This window comes from Micromonospora sp. DT4, from assembly GCF_049841675.1.
Lineage (GTDB): Bacteria > Actinomycetota > Actinomycetes > Mycobacteriales > Micromonosporaceae > Micromonospora.
In genome coordinates, this window is sequence record NZ_JBNCKT010000041.1 from 27,748 (window position 1) to 46,833 (window position 19,086).

Genomic DNA, 19,086 nt, shown 5'->3' on the forward strand with positions numbered 1-19,086 from the left:
TCGGTGGTCGTCAGGAACTGACCTGCTGGCGGGCCTGCTGAGCCTGGTCCTTGACGTCCTGGGCGGCCGACCTGCCGTCGTCCTTAACCGTGTGCGCGGCGTCCTGGGCGGTGGACCGCACCGACTCGGCGGCGCGCTGGGCCGGCTCGCGCAGCTCGTCCTTGAGCTCGCTGGCCACCTCGCCCAGCTTCTCCTTGACGACACCGCTGTGCTCGCTGACCTTCTCCTTGACCTGCGCGGCGGCCTGCTGCTCCCGGCGGGAGGCCGGGATCAGCGAGGAGGCCAGCCAGCCCACGCCGAAGGCGATCAGGCCGGCGGCGAGGGGGTTGCCCTGCGACTTCTGCCGGATCACCCGGGGCGCGCTGTGTGCGGCGTCGCTGACGGAGGAGGCCGCCGAGTGCGCGGCGTCGCTGACGCTGGACGCCGCCGACGACGCGCGGTCGCCCACCGAGTGGGCGGCGTGACCGGTGCCGTGGCCGAGGTCAGACGCGGTTCCCATGACCTTGTCCCTCACATTCTGCAGCGCGGAACGGGCCCGCTGCTTGCGGTCGTCGACGATGCGGCTCGGGCTGACCTTGTACGCCAGCGCGTCCACATCGGAGCTGAGGCTGTTGCGGGTGGCTTCGATCTCCCGGCGGATCTGGTCGGGATCGGTGCTCATCGGGTGACTCCCTCCGGGTGGGGCTCGAGCGCGTCGGGGATCCGCTGCACGCTGTCGTTGGTCTGCTTGAGCCCGCGTACGTGCTGGGCGTTCTTCTTCGCCGCCGAGTAGAGGACGGCGGCGACCACGGCCCAGATCACGGCCACGATCAACGCGGCGAGACCGGAGTCCATGACGTTGTCCAGGAACTGCCAGATCGCGATGGACACGAAGAGGGCCACCATGTAGCCGCCGAAGCCGGCGCCGCCGAAGAGGCCCGCCGCCTTGCCGGCCTTCTTGCCCTCCTGGCGGATCTCGGCCTTGGCCAGCTCGACCTCCTGGCGCATCAGCGTCGACAGGTCGGTGGTGACCTGACGCATCAGGTCACCGAGCGAGCTGCCCTTCACCTCGGCCGCGGTGTGCGGGGCACCCGCGTCCGGGTGGTAACCGGAGTCCAGGCCGGACCCCTGCGTCGGCATGGTCATGCCGCTGCCTCCCTTCGGATGACTCGGCGCCTCACGGGCGGGGGCTGCCGCTGGACGGCACGCCCGGCAGCGGGTCGGTCTGGGTCACCGGCGGCAGCGGCTGACCGGTGCTGGCCGGCTCCGTGTAGCCGCCCGGCGTCGGGTCGGCGTAGCCGCCGGAGGCCGGCTCCGTGTAGCCGCCCGGCGTCGGGTCGGCGTAGCCGCCGGCCGGGGTGACGTCCGGGGCCGTACGGGGCACCGGCGGCGGCGTGGGGATCACCGCGGTGCGCTCCGGGTCGTACGCGCCCGCGCCGCGGTAGCCCGCGGAACCGTTGCCGGAGTCGTCACCGGCGGCGGAGATGCCGCGGGTCAGGCGACCGGCCAGCACACCCAGTACCGCCGCGCCGACCAGGAAGGTGCCCGGGTTGCGCCGCGCGTAGTCGCGTACCTCGTTGATCAGGTCGCCGGGCTCGCGCTCCTCGAGCCAGCCGGCCACGCCGTGCACCCGGCCGGCCGCCTGGCGGGCCAGCTCGCTCACCGGACCGGCCTGGCCGCCCTGCTCGGCCATCGAGCGCATCTCGTCGGCGATCGACCGCAGGCCGCCGGCCGCGCGGCGCTGCTGCTCGCCGGTCTGGGTGGCGAGCTGGTTGCGGGCCTCGCCGTAGAGGTCGCGGGCCTGCCGGGCGGCCTCGCGGCCGACCTCGGCGCCCTGCTCCTTCGCGGTCTGGGCGACCGCGCCACCGGCGTGCGCAGCCTCGGAGCCGACGTGGCGGGCCTGCTCGCGGACACCGCCGCCGTTGGTGGACTCCTGCCCGTACGTGGAAGACGTGGGTGACAAATCGTAGGTCATGATTTCCCTTCCGCTCGGAAAGTCGTCGCGGTTGTGCTGGGGGGATGCGGCCGTGTCGCCATGGCCGCTGACAACTCACCTACCCTGCGTTTTGGCTTCCATACCTGTTCGTGCATTTCTCTGCGCGGCCGCCGGTAGCGACTTCAAAATGGAGGATCGTCGGGCTGCGTCACGTCGCCGCTGCGGACAGCGAGGTTCGCCGGACCGGCAGATCCACCGAAGGGAGCAGGGATGGCACGAGACGCGCGGGGCGGCCGACCTGCCGCGCCCCGGCCCCGGGTGCAGGTGGCGGCGCTGGTCGTGGCCGGGATCTTCCTGCTGATCGGCATCCTCGGCTGCATCCCCGGCATCACCACCGACTACGGCGAGCTGACCTTCGCCGGGCACCACTCGGACGCCAAGCTGCTCGGCGTGTTCCAGGTGTCGATCCTGCACAACGCGGTGCACCTGCTGTTCGGGCTGGTGGGCCTGGCCCTGGCCCGCAGCGTCGCCGGCGCCCGGCTCTTCCTGGCCGGGGGCGGCGCCATCTACCTGGCCCTCTGGCTGTACGGGCTGGCGATCGAGGCGGTCGACGAGGACGGCGGCGCGAACATCCTGCCCGTCAACGACGCCGACAACTGGCTGCACCTCGCCCTCGGCTTCGGCATGCTCGCGCTCGGGCTGCTGCTGTCCAACCAGGCGGGCACCGGCGGGCGGCTGGACAGCCCGATCGACCGTCCCTGAGCTGCCGATTCACGTGTTTGGCGGCGACGGCAGCGTGGGTACTGGCCGGGTGATGATCCGTGAAGGGGGTCGACGATGCCTCGCTGGATACGCGACAACGCGCTGACCGCAGCCATGCTGGGCGCGTTCCTGGTCTTCCTTGTCCTGCAGAGCGTGTTCGGCTGGCAGACCCACAACGAGGAGCTGACCGAGTTCGGTGCCGCCCCGCTGAGTTGGCCGGCATACCTGGGTAGTGGGCACTTCGCCGAGGCGGTCTTCGAGAACTGGGAGTCGGAGTTCCTCCAGATGGGCGGGTACGTGCTCCTCACCGCGTACCTGGTGCAGCGGGGCTCGGCCGAGTCGAAGCCGGTGGACCAGACCGACCGGCCGGAGGACGACGAGCGCCGGGCCACCGCCCAGTCGCCGTGGCCGGTACGCGCCGGTGGGCTTCCGCTGGTGGTCTACCGCAACAGCCTCTCCCTCGCGCTGCTGCTGATCTTCGCCGGCTCGTTCGTCGGGCACCTGCTCGGCGGCACGGCGGCCTACAACGAGGAGCAGGCGTTGCAGAGCGGTGCGCCGCCGATCAGCGTGTGGGACTTCTTCGGCACGAGCGACTTCTGGTTCCAGTCCATGCAGAACTGGCAGAGCGAGTTCCTGGCGGTCGGCGCCCTGATCCTGCTGAGCATCGTGCTGCGTCAGCACGCGTCGCCGGAGTCGAAGCCGGTCACCGTCGCGCACGCCGAGACCGGCGCCTGAGAGCCAGCACGGCCAGCCGGGCCAGCCGCCGGTCCGCGGGTAGGAGCCGCCAGGCCGCGACCGGAAGCCGCCAGGCCGCGACCGGGAGCCGTCAGGCCGCGACCGGGAGCCGCTTGGCGAAGCAGACGCTGTACGGGTTGCCGACGTACTCGCCGTACACCGGAATCGGCTCGTAGCCGCACGACGTGTACAGCCCGATGGCCGCCGGCAGGTACGTGCCGGTCTCCAGGCAGACCACCGTGTGCCCCTGCCGGAACGCGCACTCCTCCAGGGCGGCGAGCAGTTGACTGGCGATGCCCCGCCCCCGGTACGCCGGTCGGACGTACATCCGCTTGATCTCGCCGGTGACGGCGTCGAGCGACTGGAGCCCACCACAGGCGACCGCCCGACCGCTCACCACCACCGCCAGGTAGCGAATGTCATTGTGGGTGATGGTGACCTGCCCGTCCAACCCGCCATCGGCGTCGCGCAGCTCACGCTGCTGGGCGACGACCAGGGCGGCGATCTCGGGATCGGTGGCGGGTCGCGACTCGATCAGCATCACCCGACGCTAGGCGGGAAGGATTTCACGGAGGTTTCCGGCAGTCAACCCGATCACGGAGCGCAACCGGCTACTCGGCGTCGTCCTCGTCCTCGTCGACCGCGTCGTCGGACGCGTCCGCGCCCACCTCGTCCGCCGAGCGCACCCGGCGGGCCTTGCGGGCGGCGAGCCGTTCCGCCGCCGAGGCCCGGTTCGACTTGTCCTCCAGGCGTACGTCGGTGCCCCGGTTGCCGGGCACGAACTCCACGCCCGCGTACAGCGTCGGCTGCCAGTCGAACTCGCGCTCGCCGATCCGGACCAGGTCACCGGGCTCAGCGCCGGCCTTTGCGAGCTTGTCCTCCACGCCGAGCCGGGCCAGCCGGTCGGCGAGGTAACCGACCGCCTCGTCGTTGTCGAAGTTCGTCTGCTTGACCCAACGCTCCGGGCGTACGCCGCGCACCGTGAACGAGCCGTCGGCCTCAGCCGTGATCGTGAAGCCGGCGTCGTCCACGGCCATCGGCCGGATCACGATCCGGGCCGGCTCGGCCGGCGGGGCCGCCTTACGCTCCGCCTCGACCAGCTCGGCCATGGCGTAGGTCAGCTCCTTGAGCCCCTCCCGGGTGGCCGCGGAGACCTCGAACACCCGGTAGCCGCGCTCCTCGAGGTCGGGGCGGACGATCTCGGCGAGGTCCCGGCCGTCCGGCACGTCGACCTTGTTCACGGCCACCAGCCGTGGGCGGTCGGCCAGCCCGCCGTACTGGCTCAGCTCGGCCTCGATCGCGTCGATGTCGGCGACCGGGTCGCGGCCCGGCTCCAGGGTCGCCGAGTCGATGACGTGCACCAGGACCGCGCAGCGCTCGATGTGCCGCAGGAACTCCAGGCCCAGGCCCTTGCCGGTGGCCGCGCCGGGGATCAGGCCCGGTACGTCGGCGACGGTGAAGGTGTGGTTGTCCAGCCGAACCACGCCGAGGTTGGGCACGAGGGTGGTGAACGGGTAGTCGGCGATCTTCGGCTTCGCGGCGGAGATCACCGAGATCAGCGACGACTTGCCGGCCGATGGGAAGCCCACCAGGCCCACGTCGGCGACGCTCTTCAGCTCCAGCACGATGTCGAGCTGGTCGCCGGGCTCGCCCAGCTCGGCGAAGCCCGGGGCCTTGCGCTTGGCGTTGGCCAGCGAGGCGTTGCCGCGCCCGCCGCGCCCGCCCCGGGCCACCTCGAAGGTGGTGCCGGCGCCGACCATGTCGGCCAGCACGGTGCCGTCGGCGGTCTGCACGACCGTGCCGTTGGGGACCTTGAGCACCAGGTTGTGGCCGTTGGCCCCGTCCCGGTTCGACCCCGCGCCGCCCTTGCCGTTGTCGGCCTTGACGTGCGGGTGGAAGTGGAAGTCGAGCAGCGTGGTCACCTGCGGGTCGACCACCAGCGACACGCTGCCGCCGTGCCCGCCGTTGCCGCCGTCCGGCCCCCCGAAGGGCTTGAATTTCTCGCGGTGGATCGAGACACAACCGTGCCCACCATCGCCGGCCTGCAGATGCAGGACGACCCGGTCAACGAACGTCGCCACGGCGTCTATCCTTCCAGCGAGGGTGGACCCCGCACTTCGAAAAAGCGAAGCGGGCCGGGACCCGGAGGTCCGCGGCCCGCCCAGCGACGAGAACTACTGCTGCGGAACGATGCTGACGGTCTTGCGACCGCGCTTGGTGCCGAACAGGACCGAGCCGGCGGCCAGGGCGAACAGCGTGTCGTCGCCGCCACGGCCGACCAGGTCACCGGGGTGGAACTTGGTGCCACGCTGCCGGATGAGGATCTCACCGGCGCTGACGACCTGACCACCGAAGCGCTTCACGCCGAGTCGCTGGGCCGCGGAGTCACGACCGTTACGCGAGCTGGACGCACCCTTTTTGTGAGCCATTGGAGGACGACCTACTTCCCGCTGGAGATGCCGGTCACCTTGACCTGGGTCAACGGCTGGCGGTGACCCTGGCGCTTGTGGTAGCCGGTCTTGTTCTTGAACTTGTGGATCCGGATCTTCGGGCCCTTGGTGTGCGCGGCGATTTCGCCGGACACCGCGACCTCGGCAAGCTTCGCCGCGTCGGTCACCAGGTCGTCACCGTCGACGAGGAGCACCGCGGTGAGCTTCACCGCGTCACCGGGTGCACCGGTGAGCTTCTCGACCTCGATCACGTCGCCCTCGGCGACCTTGTACTGCTTGCCGCCGGTCTTGACGATCGCGTACATCGGAGGCGGACTCCCTGTCGTTGAGGCTGCTGACTGGTCGTCCCCGCGGCGGCTCGCCGGGTAGCAGTGCACGGCGGCGCGGGCACGCGGGAACTCGGCACACCAAAGGTGGGCCGTAGGCAAGAGTACGCCATCGCTGGTGTGGACCCCAAACCGGCCCACCCTGGTCACCGGGCGCAGAGCTGATCGAGGCGCTGCTGGAGCCGGTCCAGCTCGGTCTCGTCGATCGACTCGACGTCGACGCCGAGCGCGGCGACCTCCGTGCCGAGGTCACTGAGCAGCGTCTTGAGCTGCGCGTCGGCAGCCCGTGCCCCCTGCTCTCGCAGGGCGGCCCGCCAGCCGGCCAGAGCCGTCTGCGCCCCAGTCCGGGCCGCGTCGGCCGTGACGGTGTCACCGGCGCCCACCGCCGCGACCACGCGGCCCAGCTCCGCCACGTACTCCCGGACGGCCGTGGCGCCGGCCCGCCGCGCCTCGGCGCAGACCTGGGCGTCGCCGCCCACCACACCAGCCACCGGCGTACCGCGCGATCCCCCGGTGGTCGGGCCAGCCGGCCGGGAACCCCCGGTCGCGTCCGCGCCACCGGAGCGGCCATCGGAGCAGCCCCCGCCGGCGACGAGTACGACCACCAGCAGGGTACGAGCGAGCAGGCGACGCATCTTCTTCTCCTGACCGGGGCGACCACTCCCGGGTCGGGTGACCGGAGCGACGAGGTCCCTCCCGGAGTCACATTGCCGGGAAAGGGACCTCGTCAAACACCGGGCCGGTCAGCCGTCAGGGGCGGGTCCGCCGGCGGGCGCCACCCCGGCGGGAGCGGCGACGTCCGGCGCCACCCTCGGTGGCCTCCTCGTCGCCGTCGGCGTCGACGAGAGCGTCCGGGTCGTCCGCCGCGGCCAGTCGGGCCGACTCGCCCCGCTGACTGTCGGACACCGCCGGAGCGGCCTCCGTCTCCGCCTCGTACCGGGACAGGTCGTACCCCATGGTGTCCTGGTAGTCGGCGTCCGGTTCGGCGTGGTTGTCAGTGTCGACGACCTCGACCACCGCGCGCTCGGCCGGGGCGCTCTTGCGCGCCCGGCGGCGGGAGGACAGCGTGCCGTTCTCCGCGGCCGGGGCGGCCGGCGCCGACGACGCGACCGCCTTGACCTTCTCCGCGGCCCCGCCGTTGCGCGGCTTCTCCGGCACCGGCTCGGTGTGGATGACCACGCCCCGGCCCTTGCAGCACTCGCAGGTCTCGCTGAACGCCTCCAGCAGACCCGCGCCGATCCGCTTACGGGTCATCTGCACCAGGCCGAGCGAGGTGATCTCGGTGACCTGGTGCTTGGTGCGGTCCCGGCCCAGGCACTCGGTGAGCCGGCGCAGCACCAGCTCCCGGTTCGACTCGAGGACCATGTCGATGAAGTCGATCACCACGATGCCACCGATGTCCCGCAGCCGGAGCTGGCGGACGATCTCCTCCGCCGCCTCCAGGTTGTTGCGGGTGACCGTCTCCTCCAGGTTGCCGCCGGAGCCGGTGTACTTGCCGGTGTTCACGTCGACGACCGTCATGGCCTCGGTCTTGTCGATCACCAGCGAGCCACCGGAGGGCAGGAACACCTTGCGGTCCAGGCCCTTGATGATCTGTTCGTCGATCCGGTACTCGGCGAACACGTCGTTCGTGCCGACGTGCCGACGGACGCGGTCGACCAGGTCCGGGGAGACGTGCGACAGGTACGACTCGACCATGCCGTACGACTGCTCGCCCTCGATCACGAGTTCGCGGAAGTCCTCGTTGAACAGGTCCCGGACCACCCGGATGACCAGGTCGGGCTCCTCGTAGAGCAGCACCGGAGCGCCACCCTCGGCGGCCTTGGCCTGGATGTCCTCCCACTGCGCCTGCAACCGCTTGACGTCGCGGGCCAGCTCGTCCTCGCTGGCGCCCTCGGCGGCCGTACGGACGATCACGCCCGCGCCGTCCGGGACCAGCTTCTTGAGCACGTCGCGCAGCCGCTTGCGCTCGGTGTCCGGCAGCTTGCGGCTGATCCCGGACGCGTTGCCGTTGGGCACGTAGACCAGGTGCCGGCCGGAGAGCGCGATGTGGCTGGTGAGTCGGGCGCCCTTGTGCCCGATCGGGTCCTTGGTGACCTGGACAAGCACCGAGTCGCCGGAGCGCAGCGCCTGCTCGATCGAGCGGGCACGCCCCTCCAGCCCGGAGGTGTCCCAGTTGACCTCGCCGGCGTACAACACCGCGTTGCGGCCCCGGCCGACGTCGACGAACGCCGCCTCCATGCTGGGCAGCACGTTCTGCACCTTGCCCAGGTAGACGTTGCCGGCCATCGTGCCGGAGGAGTTGCGGGTGACGTAGTGCTCGACCAGCACACCGTCCTCCAGGACGGCGATCTGGGTGCGGTCACCACGCTGCCGGACCGCCATCACCCGGTCCACCGCCTCCCGGCGGGCCAGGAACTCCGACTCGCTGAGGATCGGCGGCCGCGTACGCCGCTGCTCCCGGCCGTCCCGGCGACGCTGGCGCTTGGCCTCCAGCCGGGTCGAGCCGGACACGCCCTGGACCTCGTCGACCGTACGACGCGGCTCACGGATCTTGACCACGGTGGGCACGCCGTCGTCGGCCGCGCCCTCGGTGTCGCCCGCGCCCCGGCGGCGACGACGGCGACGACGACGGGTCAACCCGTCCCCGCCCTCGGACTCCTCGTCCTCGTCGCCCTCGGCCTCGGCGGTCTCCTCCTCCTCGGCCTGCGCCGCCTCGTCGGACTCCTCGTCCTCGGCGTCGTCGGCGCCGCCCTTGCCCCGGCCTCGACCACGGCGACCGCGCCGGCGGCGACGGCGCGCGGCGGCGCTGTCCTCGTCGTCCTCGTCCGCCTCGGCGGCCTCGTCGACCTCCTCGGTCGGCTCCTCCTCGACCTCGACGACCTCGACGACCTCCACCGGCTCCGCGTCGCGGCGACCGCGCCGCCGCCGGCGGGACGGCTCGGCCTCGACGACCGGTTCCTCGGCGATCGGTGCGGGCTCCGTCGGACTGGTCACCGGCACGGCGTCCGGCTGCGGCGCCATGAACAGCACGGTGGGCGCGGAGAGCGCGGCGCGCCGGCGGCGGGTCTTCGGCGGCGCGACCTCGACGTCCTCGACGTCCTCGACGTCCTCGACCAGCTCGTCGACCACGTTGGCCACGGCGACACCGGGCTCCACGTCGCCGAACGCCTGCTCGGCGGTCGCGCCGGGCGGGGTCTGCGCCTCGTTCAGCTCGGCTTCCGCCTCGCGCAGGTCGGACTCCGCCGGCGTCTCGGCGGCGGGCTCATCGGCCAGGGTCGCCTCGGGCTCAGGCTCGGTGGCGGCGGCCGGCTCGGGCTCCGCCACGGCCGCGGGCTCCTCGATGGCGGCGGGCTCGGGCTCGGTGACGGCGGGCGTCGCCTTCTTGCGCCGGGTGCGGGTCACCTTGACCGGAGGAACGACCTCGGGGGAGGCCAGCTCCGCGCTGGCCGCGACCAGTGGCTCCTCGGCGGTCGTCTCGACCGGAGCGGCCTTGCGACGGCGGCGGGGGGTCTTCGGGGCGACGTCCAGGTCCCCGGAGATCGGGGCGAAGACCTCCGCCTGCGGCGACTCGACGGCGCCAACCCCACCGGTGGACGCCTCGACGGGCGCCTCGGCCTGCTCCGGCTGGTTGAGCGGGGCGGCCCGACGCCGGGTGGTCCGCGCCCGTCGGGGCGGCGCGGCGGGCTCGACGCCCTCGGCCGCGGTCTGCTCCGCGCCGGCGGCCTGCTCCTTGCCGGCGGTGCCGTCGGTGGTGCTGCTCTGCTCAGCGGTGTCGCCGGCCGGCTGTGAACCGGTCCGTTCGCCGCCCTCGGGCTCGTTCTCGAGCATGGACGTTCTCCAGTTCTGGCTGCCCCGGGCGCGGGTGAGCGCTGCCACGCAGGGTCGCCGCAAAAGTGTTTCCGCCGGGCGCGCGTGGTGCGCGACCGCCGAAGTCTGCCTGCAAGAGCCCTGACCGTCGGTCAGTGCCCAACGATGGCTGCCCCGTCGCGGTCCGCATCCAACGGATCCACGATCGCACCCTGCGCGGTCAGCGTGCCCTGAGCCAGCCGGGTCACCCTCGGCGAGACCGGCGGCTCCAGGTCGGCCACCACGCGGAGGCCGGAAAGGACGTCATCGGGCCGTACGGACGGGGTGACCTGCCGCACGACCAGTTCGAGTATCGCACACGGTACGGCCGGCACCCCGTAAGGCATCTGCGTCGGGGTTAGGACATCGATCGACATGACGGCCGCACGGGCGTCGAAGGTCCGTCGTCCCTGCTTGGTCATCCGCTCGACCAGAACCTCGTCGGCGGCGGTGAACGCGTCCACGGCGGCGCGCAGCGTCGTCGCGTCGACCTCGGGCAGCTCGATGCGCCAGTGCGACGCCTCGATGCGGTCGGCCAGGCTGCCACCCTCGGCGATCACCACCTCCAGCACGTCCAGCCCCGGCGAGAGCGCCGCGTCGAGCGCGGCGCGCAGCGCCTCCGGGTCGACCGCCGCCTGGAGGCCGATCTCCAGGTACTCCGCCTCGCTCGCCACCCCGGTCGGAGCGGCGCTCGCGTAGGAGATCTTCGGGTGCGGGGTGAAGCCCTGGGAGAAGGCGATCGGTACGGCGGCGCGCCGCAGCGCGCGCTCGAAGGCCCGGGCGAAGTCCCGGTGCGAGGTGAACCGCAGCGGGCCGCGCTTGGCGTACCGGATGCGGGCGCGCTGCACGACCGGCGCCTGCCCACCCTCCGGCTGGTTTCTCTTACTGATCGTCTCGCTCCTCGAAACTCAGCACCGCCCCCCGGGGTCGGGTCAGGAGGCGGGGGTCTTCAGGGGGGTGATCGGCGTCAGGGGCAGGAGTTTCTTGCCGGTCGGACCGATCTGGATCTCCGTGTCCATCGAGGGGCAGACGCCGCAGTCGAAGCACGGCGTCCACCGGCAGTCATCCTGCTCGAACTCGCTGAGCGAATCCTGCCAGTCCTGCCAGAGCCAGTCCTTGTCGAGGCCCGAGTCCAGGTGGTCCCACGGCAGGACCTCCAGCTCGTCGCGCTGACGGGTGGTGTACCAGTCGAGGTCCACCCCGAACGCGGGCAGCGTCTCGGCCGCCGCGTCCACCCAGCGCTGGTACGAGAAGTGCTCGCTCCACCCGTCGAACCGGCCGCCGTTCTCCCAGACCTTGCGGATCACCGCGCCGACCCGACGGTCGCCCCGGGACAGCAGGCCCTCGATCAGCGACGGCTCGCCGTCGTGGTAGCGGTAGCCGATCGCCCGGCCCAGCGAGCGGTCCGAGTTGATCGCCTGCTTGAGGATCTTGAGCCGGTGGTCGATGACCTCCGGACGCTCCATCGCGGCCCACTGGAACGGGGTGTGCGGCTTCGGCACGAACCCGCCGATCGACACCGTGCAGCGGATGTCCTTGGAGCCCGTCGCGGCCCGACCCGCCTTGATCACCTCGTGGGCCATGTCGGCGATCTCGAGGACGTCCTCGTCGGTCTCGGTGGGCAGGCCACACATGAAGTAGAGCTTCACCTGCCGCCAGCCGTTGCTGTACGCGGTGACGACCGTGCGGATCAGGTCTTCCTTCGACACCATCTTGTTGATGACCTTACGAATCCGCTCCGACCCGCCCTCCGGGGCGAAGGTCAGGCCGGTACGCCGTCCGTTGCGGGACAGCTCCTGCGCGAGGTCGATGTTGAAGGCGTCCACCCGGGTCGACGGCAGCGACAGCGAGACGTTGGTGCCCTCGTACTGCTGGGCGAGGCCCGAGCACATGTCGCCGATCTCGGAGTGGTCCGCCGAGGAGAGCGACAGCAGGCCCACCTCGGAGAAGCCGGAGAACTCCAGGCCCTCGCGCACCATCTGCCCCACGGTGGTGATCGACCGCTCCCGCACCGGACGGGTGATCATGCCGGCCTGGCAGAAGCGGCAGCCCCGGGTGCAGCCCCGGAAGATCTCGACCGCGTACCGCTCGTGGACCGTCTCAGCCAGCGGCACGAGGGGCTTCTTCGGGTACGGCCAGGCGTCCAGGTCCATCGTCGTGCGCTTGTGCACCCGGAACGGCACGTCTGCCCGGTTCGGCACGACCCGCTGGATCCGCCCGTCCGGCAGGTAGTCCACGTCGTAGAAGCGCGGCACGTAGACGCTCTCGGTACGGGCCAGCCGCAGCAGCAACTCGTCGCGGCCACCCGGTGAGCCCTCGGCCTTCCACTCCCGGACGATCGCGGTGATCTCCAGGACGGCCTCCTCGCCGTCGCCGAGCACCGCGGCGTCGACGAAGTCGGCGATCGGCTCCGGATTGAACGCGGCGTGCCCACCGGCCACGATCACCGGGTCGGCGTCGGTGCGGTCGGCGGCCAGCAGCGGAATGCCGGCCAGGTCGATCGCCGTGAGCATGTTGGTGTAGCCCAGCTCGGTGGAGAAGGAGATGCCGAACACGTCGAACTCGCGCACCGGCCGGTGCGCGTCGACGGTGAACTGCGGCACGCCGTGCGTGCGCATCAGGCTCTCCAGGTCGGGCCAGACGGCGTACGTCCGCTCGGCGAGGGTGTCGGGCAGCTCGTTGAGCACCTCGTAGAGGATCTGCACACCCTGGTTGGGCAGGCCCACCTCGTACGCGTCGGGGTACATCAGCGCCCAGCGCACCGTCGCGGTGTCCCAGTCCTTGACCACCGCGCCCAGTTCACCGCCGACGTACTGGATCGGCTTGGAGATCTGCGGAAGCAACGGCTCCAGCCGGGGCCAGATCGTCGGCTCCAGGTCGCGGCGCGGCGTCAGACGCTCCGAACTGGAGTCGTCGCTCGAATTGGTCGCGGCCGCGTGCGGCGTCGTGGACGGGGCACTCATGATGCCCAAGGGTACGCGCCCGCCCTGCGGTGACCGCGCGCACGCCACGATGCGGCCCGGTCGCCGACCCTGGCCCGGACGCCGTCGCCCGATGCCCGGGCGGCGGTGGTGGCGGCACGGTACTAACCTCGGACCGGCGCGAGAGGAGATTGCCGCGATGCCGGAGCCCCAGCCGGGAGCACGGCCGGCCGACGGGCGCACCCCTGGCCCGGAGCCGGACGACGCGCCGGCGGTCGCCGACGAGTCGACCTCCCCACCCGTACCACCGGACCAGCCCGCCGGCCCCGACCAGCCGGAGCCCCCGGCCGATCCCACGGCGGCGACCCCGCCGGACCCGACGAAGCCGGAGCCCGCCGCCGAGCCCGAGCCGACGAAGCCGGAGCCCGCCGCCCCGCCGGACCCGACGAAGCCGGAGCCCACGACCGAGCCCGAGCCGGCCGCCACGCCCGAGCCCACGGCGCAGGAGCCCGCGGGCGAGAGCCCCGACTCCCCCGCGCCGCCCGCGCCCCGGTGGAGTGGGTCCGCCCCGGTGCCGCCCCCGCTGCCGCGCCGGCGCGGCTGGGGGGAATCGGCCGAGCCGACCCCGCCGCCTCCCCTGCCCGAGCAGGCGCCCGAGCACCGCACCCCGGTCGATCCGTGGGCCGGGGTGGACACCGGTGGCTGGGACCTGCCCTCCGCCGAGCTGCCGCCGACGCCGCCGACGCTGGACTACCCGGTGCCGCCGACCACCCGGCAGTGGTCCGGGCCGCCCGCGCCGCCGGTCGGGACCCATCCGGTGTCACCGCCACCGGCCCACCAGCCGCCACCGGCCCACCAGCCGCTGACCGCCTACCCGGCGCCGCACGCCCGACCCACCCCGCCGGCTCGACCCGCCGCGCCGGCTCGACCTACCGCCGCCCGACCCGCCGCGCCGGTCCGGCCGGCGCCGCCGGCCCGGGTGCCGAAGCAGCGCCGGGGCCGGCGGTCGGCCACGCCGCCGCCGGGCTGGGAGGCCCCCAAGGGGTACGCGCCCCCTCCGGTACGCCGACGGCGTCGCTGGCCGTGGCTGCTGCTGCTCAGCCTGGCCTGCTGCTGCGGGTGCCCCGCCTACTACGGTCTGCCGATCTCGTCCCAGTACCCGGCCAGCGCCGCGCTGCCCGAGCGGGTCGCCGATCTGAGCCTGCGTCAGGACGACGGCAGCGCCGAGACGGCCAAGCAGTTGGAGAACGAGGTACGCCAGGAGTACTGGCTGGCCGAGGATACCTTTGCGGGCGTCTACACGACGGCGGACGGCAAGCGGGTGACGGTCTTCGGCGGCACCGGCTTCCGGCTGACTCCCGAGGCGGACGCGGACGAGGAGATCACCCGGCTCGGTGAGCGCTACGCGCTGGAGACGCCCGAGACGGTGCAGACCGGCGTACGGGGTCGGCACGAGCGTTGCGCGGTCGGCCGGCCAGCGGACGGCGACGTGGTGGTGTGCACCTCGGTCGACCACGGCAGCATCGCCACCGGGGTGTTCACCCGGCTCTCCGTGTCCGACAGCGCGACGTTGCTGGACACCCTGCGCACGCAGATCGTCCAACCCAAGCAGAGCTGAACCGCCTCTGTGACGCTGCGTGAGGTCACGCGGACGGCCTGCGGCGGGGAGCCGCATACCTGTGGATCATGAATATGACTCACAGGTATACGTCCGTCCGACGCGGGTGCCTCCCGCGAAATGCGTCGCGCGCGCCCGCGCGGCACAGGGGCCGCAGGTCAGGCGTCGCCGGCCGGGTCGGTGTCGGCGCGCTTCGGGGCGTAGCGCGGGACGTACTCCTGGCCGGTGAGCTTCTGGATCTCGCTCATCACCTCGTCGGTCATCTGCCGCAGCGAGGCGCGGTCGTCCAGGCGGCCGGTGAAGTCGAGCGGCTTACCGAACTTGACGGTGATCTTGGCAGTGCCGGGGCGGGGCACCCGGGCGCCGATCGGCTGCGCCTTGTCCGTGCCGACCGTACCCACCGGGATGATCGGCACGCCGGCGGCGATCGCCAACCGGGCGGCACCGGTCCGTCCCCGGTAGAGCTTGCCGTCCGGGGAGCGGGTGCCCTCCGGATAGACCACCACCAGGTCACCACCCCGCAGTGCCGGGATGGCGGCGTCGAACGCGGACAACGCGGCACGTCCACCGGCCCGCTCCACCGGGATCGCGCCCAGACCGGTGAGGACGAACTTCGAGAACGCGCCCTTCGCGCCGGTGCCCGTGAAGTACTCCGACTTGGCCCAGAACGCCAGGTGCCGGGGCACCACCGTGCCGAGGAACAGCTCGTCCGCCACCGAGAGGTGGTTGCCCGCGAAGATCGCGCCGCCGGTCTCCGGCACGTGTTCCAGACCCTCCACGGCCGGGCGGAACGCCAACCGCAGCGCGGGCGCCACGGTGAGCTTGCCGATGGTGTAGAGCAGGGGCACTGGTCCTCCGGCAGATGAGGTGCGAACAGGCGGTGTCACGGTAGCGGACGCCTCCACACCCCCGCAGACGGAGGTGTGAAGGCGTCCGCGTCCGTGCCCTACGACCGACGGACGGTGACCGTCACCCGCTCGCCCTCGCCCACCTCACCGGCGAAACCGTCGAGGCCCTCGGCGAAGTCGACCGAGTCGGCCAGCACCTCACCCGACACGAACTCCATGTACGCGGCCACCGCGGCGCGCACCTCCTCGGACGCCGACACCGACACCACGATCCGGTCCGACACGTCGAGGTCGGCGTCGCGGCGGGCCTGCTGCACCACCCGCACCACGTCGCGGGCCAGGCCCTCGGCGGCCAACTCCGGGGTGACCTCGGTGTCGAGCACCACCACGCCCTCACCGCCGGGCAGCGGCGCGGAGTGCTCGGCGTCGGCCGCCACGAGACGTAGCTCGTACTCGCCCTCGGCCAGGGTGATGCCGGCCGCCACCGGGGCGCCGTCGACCAGCTCCCACTCGCCCGCCTTGACCGCCTTGATCACCTGCTGGACCTGCTTGCCGACGCGCGGACCGAGCGCCCGCGGCACCACGGTCAACACCTGCTCGCAGTACGCGGACAGCTCGGCTCTGAACTCCACCGCCTTCACGTTGACCTCGTCGGCGATCAGGTCGGCGAACGGGCGTAGCTGCTCCGCCGCCGGCGAGGCCACCGTCAACGTCGACAGCGGCAGCCGTACGCGCAGCCCTCTGGCCTTGCGCAGGGACAGCGCCGCCGAGGCGACCGCCCGGACGTTGTCCATCGCCGCCACCAGGTCGTGGTCGGCCGGGAACTCGCTCGCCTCCGGCCAGTCGGCCAGGTGCACCGAGCGCTCCCCGGTCAGCCCACGCCAGATCTCCTCCGCGGTCAGCGGCGCGAGCGGCGCCACCACCCGGCAGAGCGTCTCCAGCACGGTCGACAGCGTGTCGAACGCGTTGGCGTCACCGGACCAGAATCGGTCCCGGGACCGGCGCACGTACCAGTTGGTCAACGCGTCCAGGTAGGACCGGACGGTGGCGCACGCGCCCGAGATGTCGTACGCGTCCATCTGCGCGCCGACCGTCGACACCAGCTCGTTCGTCTTCGCCAGCACGTAGCGGTCGAGCAGGTGGGTGGAGTCGGTGCGCCGCCGCGCCTGATACCCGTCGGCGTTGGCGTAGAGCGAGAAGAAGTACCAGACGTTCCACAGCGGCAGCAGCACCTGCCGCACGGAGTCCCGGATCAGCGTCTCGGTGACCGCCATGTCCCCGCCACGCAGCACCGGCGAGGACATCAGCATCCAGCGCATCGCGTCCGAGCCGTACGCGTCGAAGACGTGGTAGACGTCCGGGTAGTTGCGCAGGCTCTTGGACATCTTGCGCCCGTCCGAGCCGAGCAGGATGCCGTGGCTCAGGCAGTTGCGGAACGCTGGCCGGTCGAACAGCGCGGTGGCCAGCACGTGCATCGTGTAGAACCAGCCGCGGGTCTGCCCGATGTACTCGACGATGAAGTCACCCGGGTAGTGGTGCTCGAACCAGTCCGCGTTCTCGAACGGGTAGTGCACCTGGGCGAACGGCATCGACCCGGACTCGAACCAGCAGTCCAGCACCTCCGGCACCCGACGCATCATCGACTGACCGGTCGGGTCGTCCGGGTTGGGGCGGACCAGGTCGTCCACCTCGGGCCGGTGCAGGTCGGTCAGGCGTACGCCGAAGTCCCGCTCGATGTCGGCGAGGGAGCCGTAGACGTCCAGGCGCGGGTAGTTCGGGTCGTCGGACTTCCACACCGGGATCGGCGAGCCCCAGAACCGGTTCCGGCTGATCGACCAGTCCCGGGCGTTGGCCAGCCACTTGCCGAACGAGCCGTCCTTGATGTGGCCGGGCGTCCAGTTGATTTCCTGGTTCAGCTCGACCATCCGGTCCCGGAACTTGGTCACCGCGACGAACCACGACGACACCGCCTTGTAGACCAGCGGGGTGTCGCAGCGCCAGCAGTGCGGGTACGAGTGGGTGTAGGTGTCCTGCCGCAGCACCACCCCCCTCTCCTTCAGCTCCCGGATCACCGGCTTGTTGACGTCGAAGACCTGCTCACCCTGGTACGGCGGCACCAGCGCGGTGAACCGCGTGTGGTCGTCCACGGTGACGATGGTGGGGATGCCGGCGGCGTTGCAGACGTTCTGGTCGTCCTCGCCGAAGGCCGGAGCGAGGTGCACGATCCCGGTGCCGTCCTCGGTGGTGACGAACTCCGCGCCCAGCACCTGGTAGGCGTTCTCGCCGGCCTGCTCGACGAGGAAGTCGAACAGCGGGGCGTAGCGGCGTCCGACCAGGTCCCGGCCGTACACCGTGCCGACCTGCTCGAACCCGTCCAGCTCCTTGGCGTACGCAGCCAGCCGCGCCGCGCCCACCACGAAGCGCTCCCCGTCGCGCTCCAGCACCGCGTACTCGATGTCGGGCCCGACGGCGAGCGCCAGGTTCGACGGCAGGGTCCACGGCGTGGTCGTCCAGACGCCCAGCTTGACGGGCCCGCGCACCAACTCCGGGGCGGACTCGTCGGCGGTCAGGCCGAACCACACGGTCAGGGTCGGGTCGTGCCGGTCCCGGTAGACGTCGTCCATCCGGGTCTCGGTGTTCGACAGCGGCGTCTCGCAGCGCCAGCAGTACGCCAGCACCCGGAAACCCTCGTAGATCAGACCCTTGTCGTGCAGGGTCTTGAAGGCCCACATGACGCTTTCCATGTAGTCCAGGTCGAGGGTCTTGTAGTCGTTGGCGAAGTCGACCCAGCGGGCCTGCCGGTTGATGTACCGCTCCCAGTCCTGGGTGAACTCCAGCACCGACGTGCGGCACGCCTCGTTGAACCGCGCCACGCCCAGGTCGATGATCTCCGCCTTGCTGGTGATGCCGAGCTGCTTCTCGGCCACCACCTCGGCGGGCAGGCCGTGGCAGTCCCAGCCGAATCGCCGCTCCACGTGCCGTCCGCGCATCGTCTGGTAGCGCGGCACCACGTCCTTGACGTACCCGGTGAACAGGTGGCCGTAGTGCGGCAGGCCGTTGGCGAACGGCGGGCCGTCGTAGAAGACGTACTCGTTATCGGCGTCGCCTGCGACGCCGATAACGACGGAGCCGATCGTCTCCGGTTGCCGACCGGAGGTCGGCCTCGCCTCGACCGACGCCTCGAAGGTCTTGTCGGCCGTCCAGTGCTCCAGCACCCGGCGCTCGACCGCGGGCAGGTCCGGGCTCGCCGGGACACCGGCGGCGGTCGGGTCGTGCAACGGATAGGCCATCGGGGGTCGCTCTCCTCATGCAGCTCACGCAACGTGGGTCTGCGAGGACGAACCTTCCGGGGTACGCCGACGACGGCGCTCCCGGGTGGCCCGCGGTACCACCCCGCTTGGCGGTCAGGATCGACCGCCCGCTCATTGGCCGGCTGTGACGGGCCGCACCCGTCCGGTTCTACTGGGCCGGTTGCCCGGCCGTTCTTCCGGAGGCTCACCGGTGATGGCCGGGTCATCGCCTTACGCTGCCCAACGATACTCGACCCGCCCACCACCCCGCCGCCGAGTAACGCAGCGGCGGGTGCCGTTACCTTTTTGATCGTCCCCAGCCGGGGACTGCTCGGTCGCTCGGCCCGGTATGACTTACCGCCCCTGTCGTAC

Annotated in this window: 16 protein-coding genes; 3 read left to right on the forward strand and 13 right to left on the reverse strand. The window is 71.9% G+C overall.

Annotated elements, in window-relative coordinates; all coding sequences use genetic code 11:
* Window positions 1-10: 10 nt before the first annotated feature.
* Genes ACLQ24_RS14350 through ACLQ24_RS14360 form a run of 3 tightly spaced genes read right to left on the reverse strand, consistent with a single transcriptional unit; the run spans window position 11 to window position 1,954 of the window.
* Window positions 11-661 carry a DUF3618 domain-containing protein gene (locus ACLQ24_RS14350; RefSeq protein WP_425891918.1) on the reverse strand — a complete coding sequence of 217 codons (651 nt, stop codon included), beginning with the start codon at window positions 659-661 and terminating at the stop codon, window positions 11-13.
* Window positions 658-1,125, reverse strand: a complete 468-nt coding sequence (locus tag ACLQ24_RS14355; RefSeq protein ID WP_425891920.1) for a phage holin family protein — start codon at window positions 1,123-1,125, stop codon at window positions 658-660. The genes ACLQ24_RS14350 and ACLQ24_RS14355 overlap by 4 nt, the downstream gene beginning before the upstream one ends.
* 31 nt (window positions 1,126-1,156) lie before the next feature.
* Window positions 1,157-1,954: a hypothetical protein gene (locus tag ACLQ24_RS14360; RefSeq protein WP_425891922.1), complete on the reverse strand. Its 798-nt coding sequence runs from the start codon at window positions 1,952-1,954 to the stop codon at window positions 1,157-1,159.
* A gap of 231 nt (window positions 1,955-2,185) precedes the next feature.
* Between ACLQ24_RS14360 and ACLQ24_RS14365 the strand changes: the two genes are divergently transcribed.
* Both ACLQ24_RS14365 and ACLQ24_RS14370 read left to right on the forward strand, forming a co-directional pair.
* Complete coding sequence (locus ACLQ24_RS14365) at window positions 2,186-2,677, forward strand: DUF4383 domain-containing protein (RefSeq protein ID WP_425891923.1); 492 nt, start codon at window positions 2,186-2,188, stop codon at window positions 2,675-2,677.
* A 75-nt stretch (window positions 2,678-2,752) separates the two neighbouring features.
* On the forward strand, window positions 2,753-3,412 hold the full coding sequence (locus tag ACLQ24_RS14370; protein WP_425891925.1) for a DUF6766 family protein: 660 nt from the start codon (window positions 2,753-2,755) through the stop codon (window positions 3,410-3,412).
* 91 nt (window positions 3,413-3,503) lie between these two features.
* On the opposite strand, the gene ACLQ24_RS14375 is transcribed toward ACLQ24_RS14370, so the two are convergent.
* The 8 genes from ACLQ24_RS14375 to ACLQ24_RS14410 form a co-directional block, all read right to left on the reverse strand.
* Window positions 3,504-3,953, reverse strand: a complete 450-nt coding sequence (locus ACLQ24_RS14375; RefSeq protein ID WP_425891926.1) for a GNAT family N-acetyltransferase — start codon at window positions 3,951-3,953, stop codon at window positions 3,504-3,506.
* Window positions 3,954-4,023: 70 nt separating this feature from the next.
* On the reverse strand, window positions 4,024-5,493 hold the full coding sequence (gene obgE / locus ACLQ24_RS14380; protein ID WP_425891928.1) for a GTPase ObgE: 1,470 nt from the start codon (window positions 5,491-5,493) through the stop codon (window positions 4,024-4,026).
* Window positions 5,494-5,586: 93 nt separating this feature from the next.
* Window positions 5,587-5,841: a 50S ribosomal protein L27 gene (gene rpmA, locus ACLQ24_RS14385; protein WP_043966727.1), complete on the reverse strand. Its 255-nt coding sequence runs from the start codon at window positions 5,839-5,841 to the stop codon at window positions 5,587-5,589.
* A gap of 11 nt (window positions 5,842-5,852) precedes the next feature.
* A complete protein-coding gene (gene rplU / locus ACLQ24_RS14390) occupies window positions 5,853-6,167 on the reverse strand; it encodes a 50S ribosomal protein L21 (RefSeq protein ID WP_007464063.1) in 315 nt (104 codons plus the stop codon).
* A 167-nt stretch (window positions 6,168-6,334) separates the two neighbouring features.
* Window positions 6,335-6,823, reverse strand: coding sequence for a hypothetical protein (locus ACLQ24_RS14395; protein WP_425891930.1), 489 nt, complete (start codon window positions 6,821-6,823; stop codon window positions 6,335-6,337).
* Window positions 6,824-6,938: 115 nt separating this feature from the next.
* Entirely contained in the window at window positions 6,939-10,019 is a 3,081-nt protein-coding gene (locus tag ACLQ24_RS14400; RefSeq protein WP_425891932.1) for an Rne/Rng family ribonuclease, read from the reverse strand.
* A 131-nt stretch (window positions 10,020-10,150) separates the two neighbouring features.
* Window positions 10,151-10,885 carry a TIGR03936 family radical SAM-associated protein gene (locus ACLQ24_RS14405; RefSeq protein WP_425891933.1) on the reverse strand — a complete coding sequence of 245 codons (735 nt, stop codon included), beginning with the start codon at window positions 10,883-10,885 and terminating at the stop codon, window positions 10,151-10,153.
* 84 nt (window positions 10,886-10,969) lie between these two features.
* Complete coding sequence (locus ACLQ24_RS14410; RefSeq protein ID WP_425891934.1) at window positions 10,970-13,000, reverse strand: TIGR03960 family B12-binding radical SAM protein; 2,031 nt, start codon at window positions 12,998-13,000, stop codon at window positions 10,970-10,972.
* 529 nt (window positions 13,001-13,529) lie between these two features.
* Between ACLQ24_RS14410 and ACLQ24_RS14415 the strand changes: the two genes are divergently transcribed.
* Window positions 13,530-14,576, forward strand: a complete 1,047-nt coding sequence (locus tag ACLQ24_RS14415) for a hypothetical protein (RefSeq protein WP_425891942.1) — start codon at window positions 13,530-13,532, stop codon at window positions 14,574-14,576.
* Between the two features lie 158 nt (window positions 14,577-14,734).
* On the opposite strand, the gene ACLQ24_RS14420 is transcribed toward ACLQ24_RS14415, so the two are convergent.
* Complete coding sequence (locus tag ACLQ24_RS14420; protein WP_425891936.1) at window positions 14,735-15,424, reverse strand: lysophospholipid acyltransferase family protein; 690 nt, start codon at window positions 15,422-15,424, stop codon at window positions 14,735-14,737.
* A 98-nt stretch (window positions 15,425-15,522) separates the two neighbouring features.
* A complete protein-coding gene (gene ileS / locus ACLQ24_RS14425; RefSeq protein WP_425891938.1) occupies window positions 15,523-18,714 on the reverse strand; it encodes an isoleucine--tRNA ligase in 3,192 nt (1,063 codons plus the stop codon).
* Window positions 18,715-19,086: the final 372 nt, after the last annotated feature.

Bases quoted from the DNA above. Each gene is read 5' to 3' on its own strand.
- ACLQ24_RS14355 (WP_425891920.1), bottom strand. From the start codon at position 1,125: ATGACCATGCCGACGCAGGGGTCCGGCCTGGACTCCGGTTACCACCCG.
- ACLQ24_RS14410 (WP_425891934.1), bottom strand. From the start codon at position 13,000: ATGAGTGCCCCGTCCACGACGCCGCACGCGGCCGCGACCAATTCGAGC.
- ACLQ24_RS14395 (WP_425891930.1), bottom strand. From the start codon at position 6,823: ATGCGTCGCCTGCTCGCTCGTACCCTGCTGGTGGTCGTACTCGTCGCC.
- ACLQ24_RS14360 (WP_425891922.1), bottom strand. From the start codon at position 1,954: ATGACCTACGATTTGTCACCCACGTCTTCCACGTACGGGCAGGAGTCC.
- ACLQ24_RS14400 (WP_425891932.1), bottom strand. From the start codon at position 10,019: ATGCTCGAGAACGAGCCCGAGGGCGGCGAACGGACCGGTTCACAGCCG.
- ACLQ24_RS14370 (WP_425891925.1), top strand. From the start codon at position 2,753: ATGCCTCGCTGGATACGCGACAACGCGCTGACCGCAGCCATGCTGGGC.
- ACLQ24_RS14350 (WP_425891918.1), bottom strand. From the start codon at position 661: ATGAGCACCGATCCCGACCAGATCCGCCGGGAGATCGAAGCCACCCGC.
- ileS (WP_425891938.1), bottom strand. From the start codon at position 18,714: ATGGCCTATCCGTTGCACGACCCGACCGCCGCCGGTGTCCCGGCGAGC.
- rplU (WP_007464063.1), bottom strand. From the start codon at position 6,167: ATGTACGCGATCGTCAAGACCGGCGGCAAGCAGTACAAGGTCGCCGAG.
- ACLQ24_RS14365 (WP_425891923.1), top strand. From the start codon at position 2,186: ATGGCACGAGACGCGCGGGGCGGCCGACCTGCCGCGCCCCGGCCCCGG.
- ACLQ24_RS14375 (WP_425891926.1), bottom strand. From the start codon at position 3,953: ATGCTGATCGAGTCGCGACCCGCCACCGATCCCGAGATCGCCGCCCTG.
- rpmA (WP_043966727.1), bottom strand. From the start codon at position 5,841: ATGGCTCACAAAAAGGGTGCGTCCAGCTCGCGTAACGGTCGTGACTCC.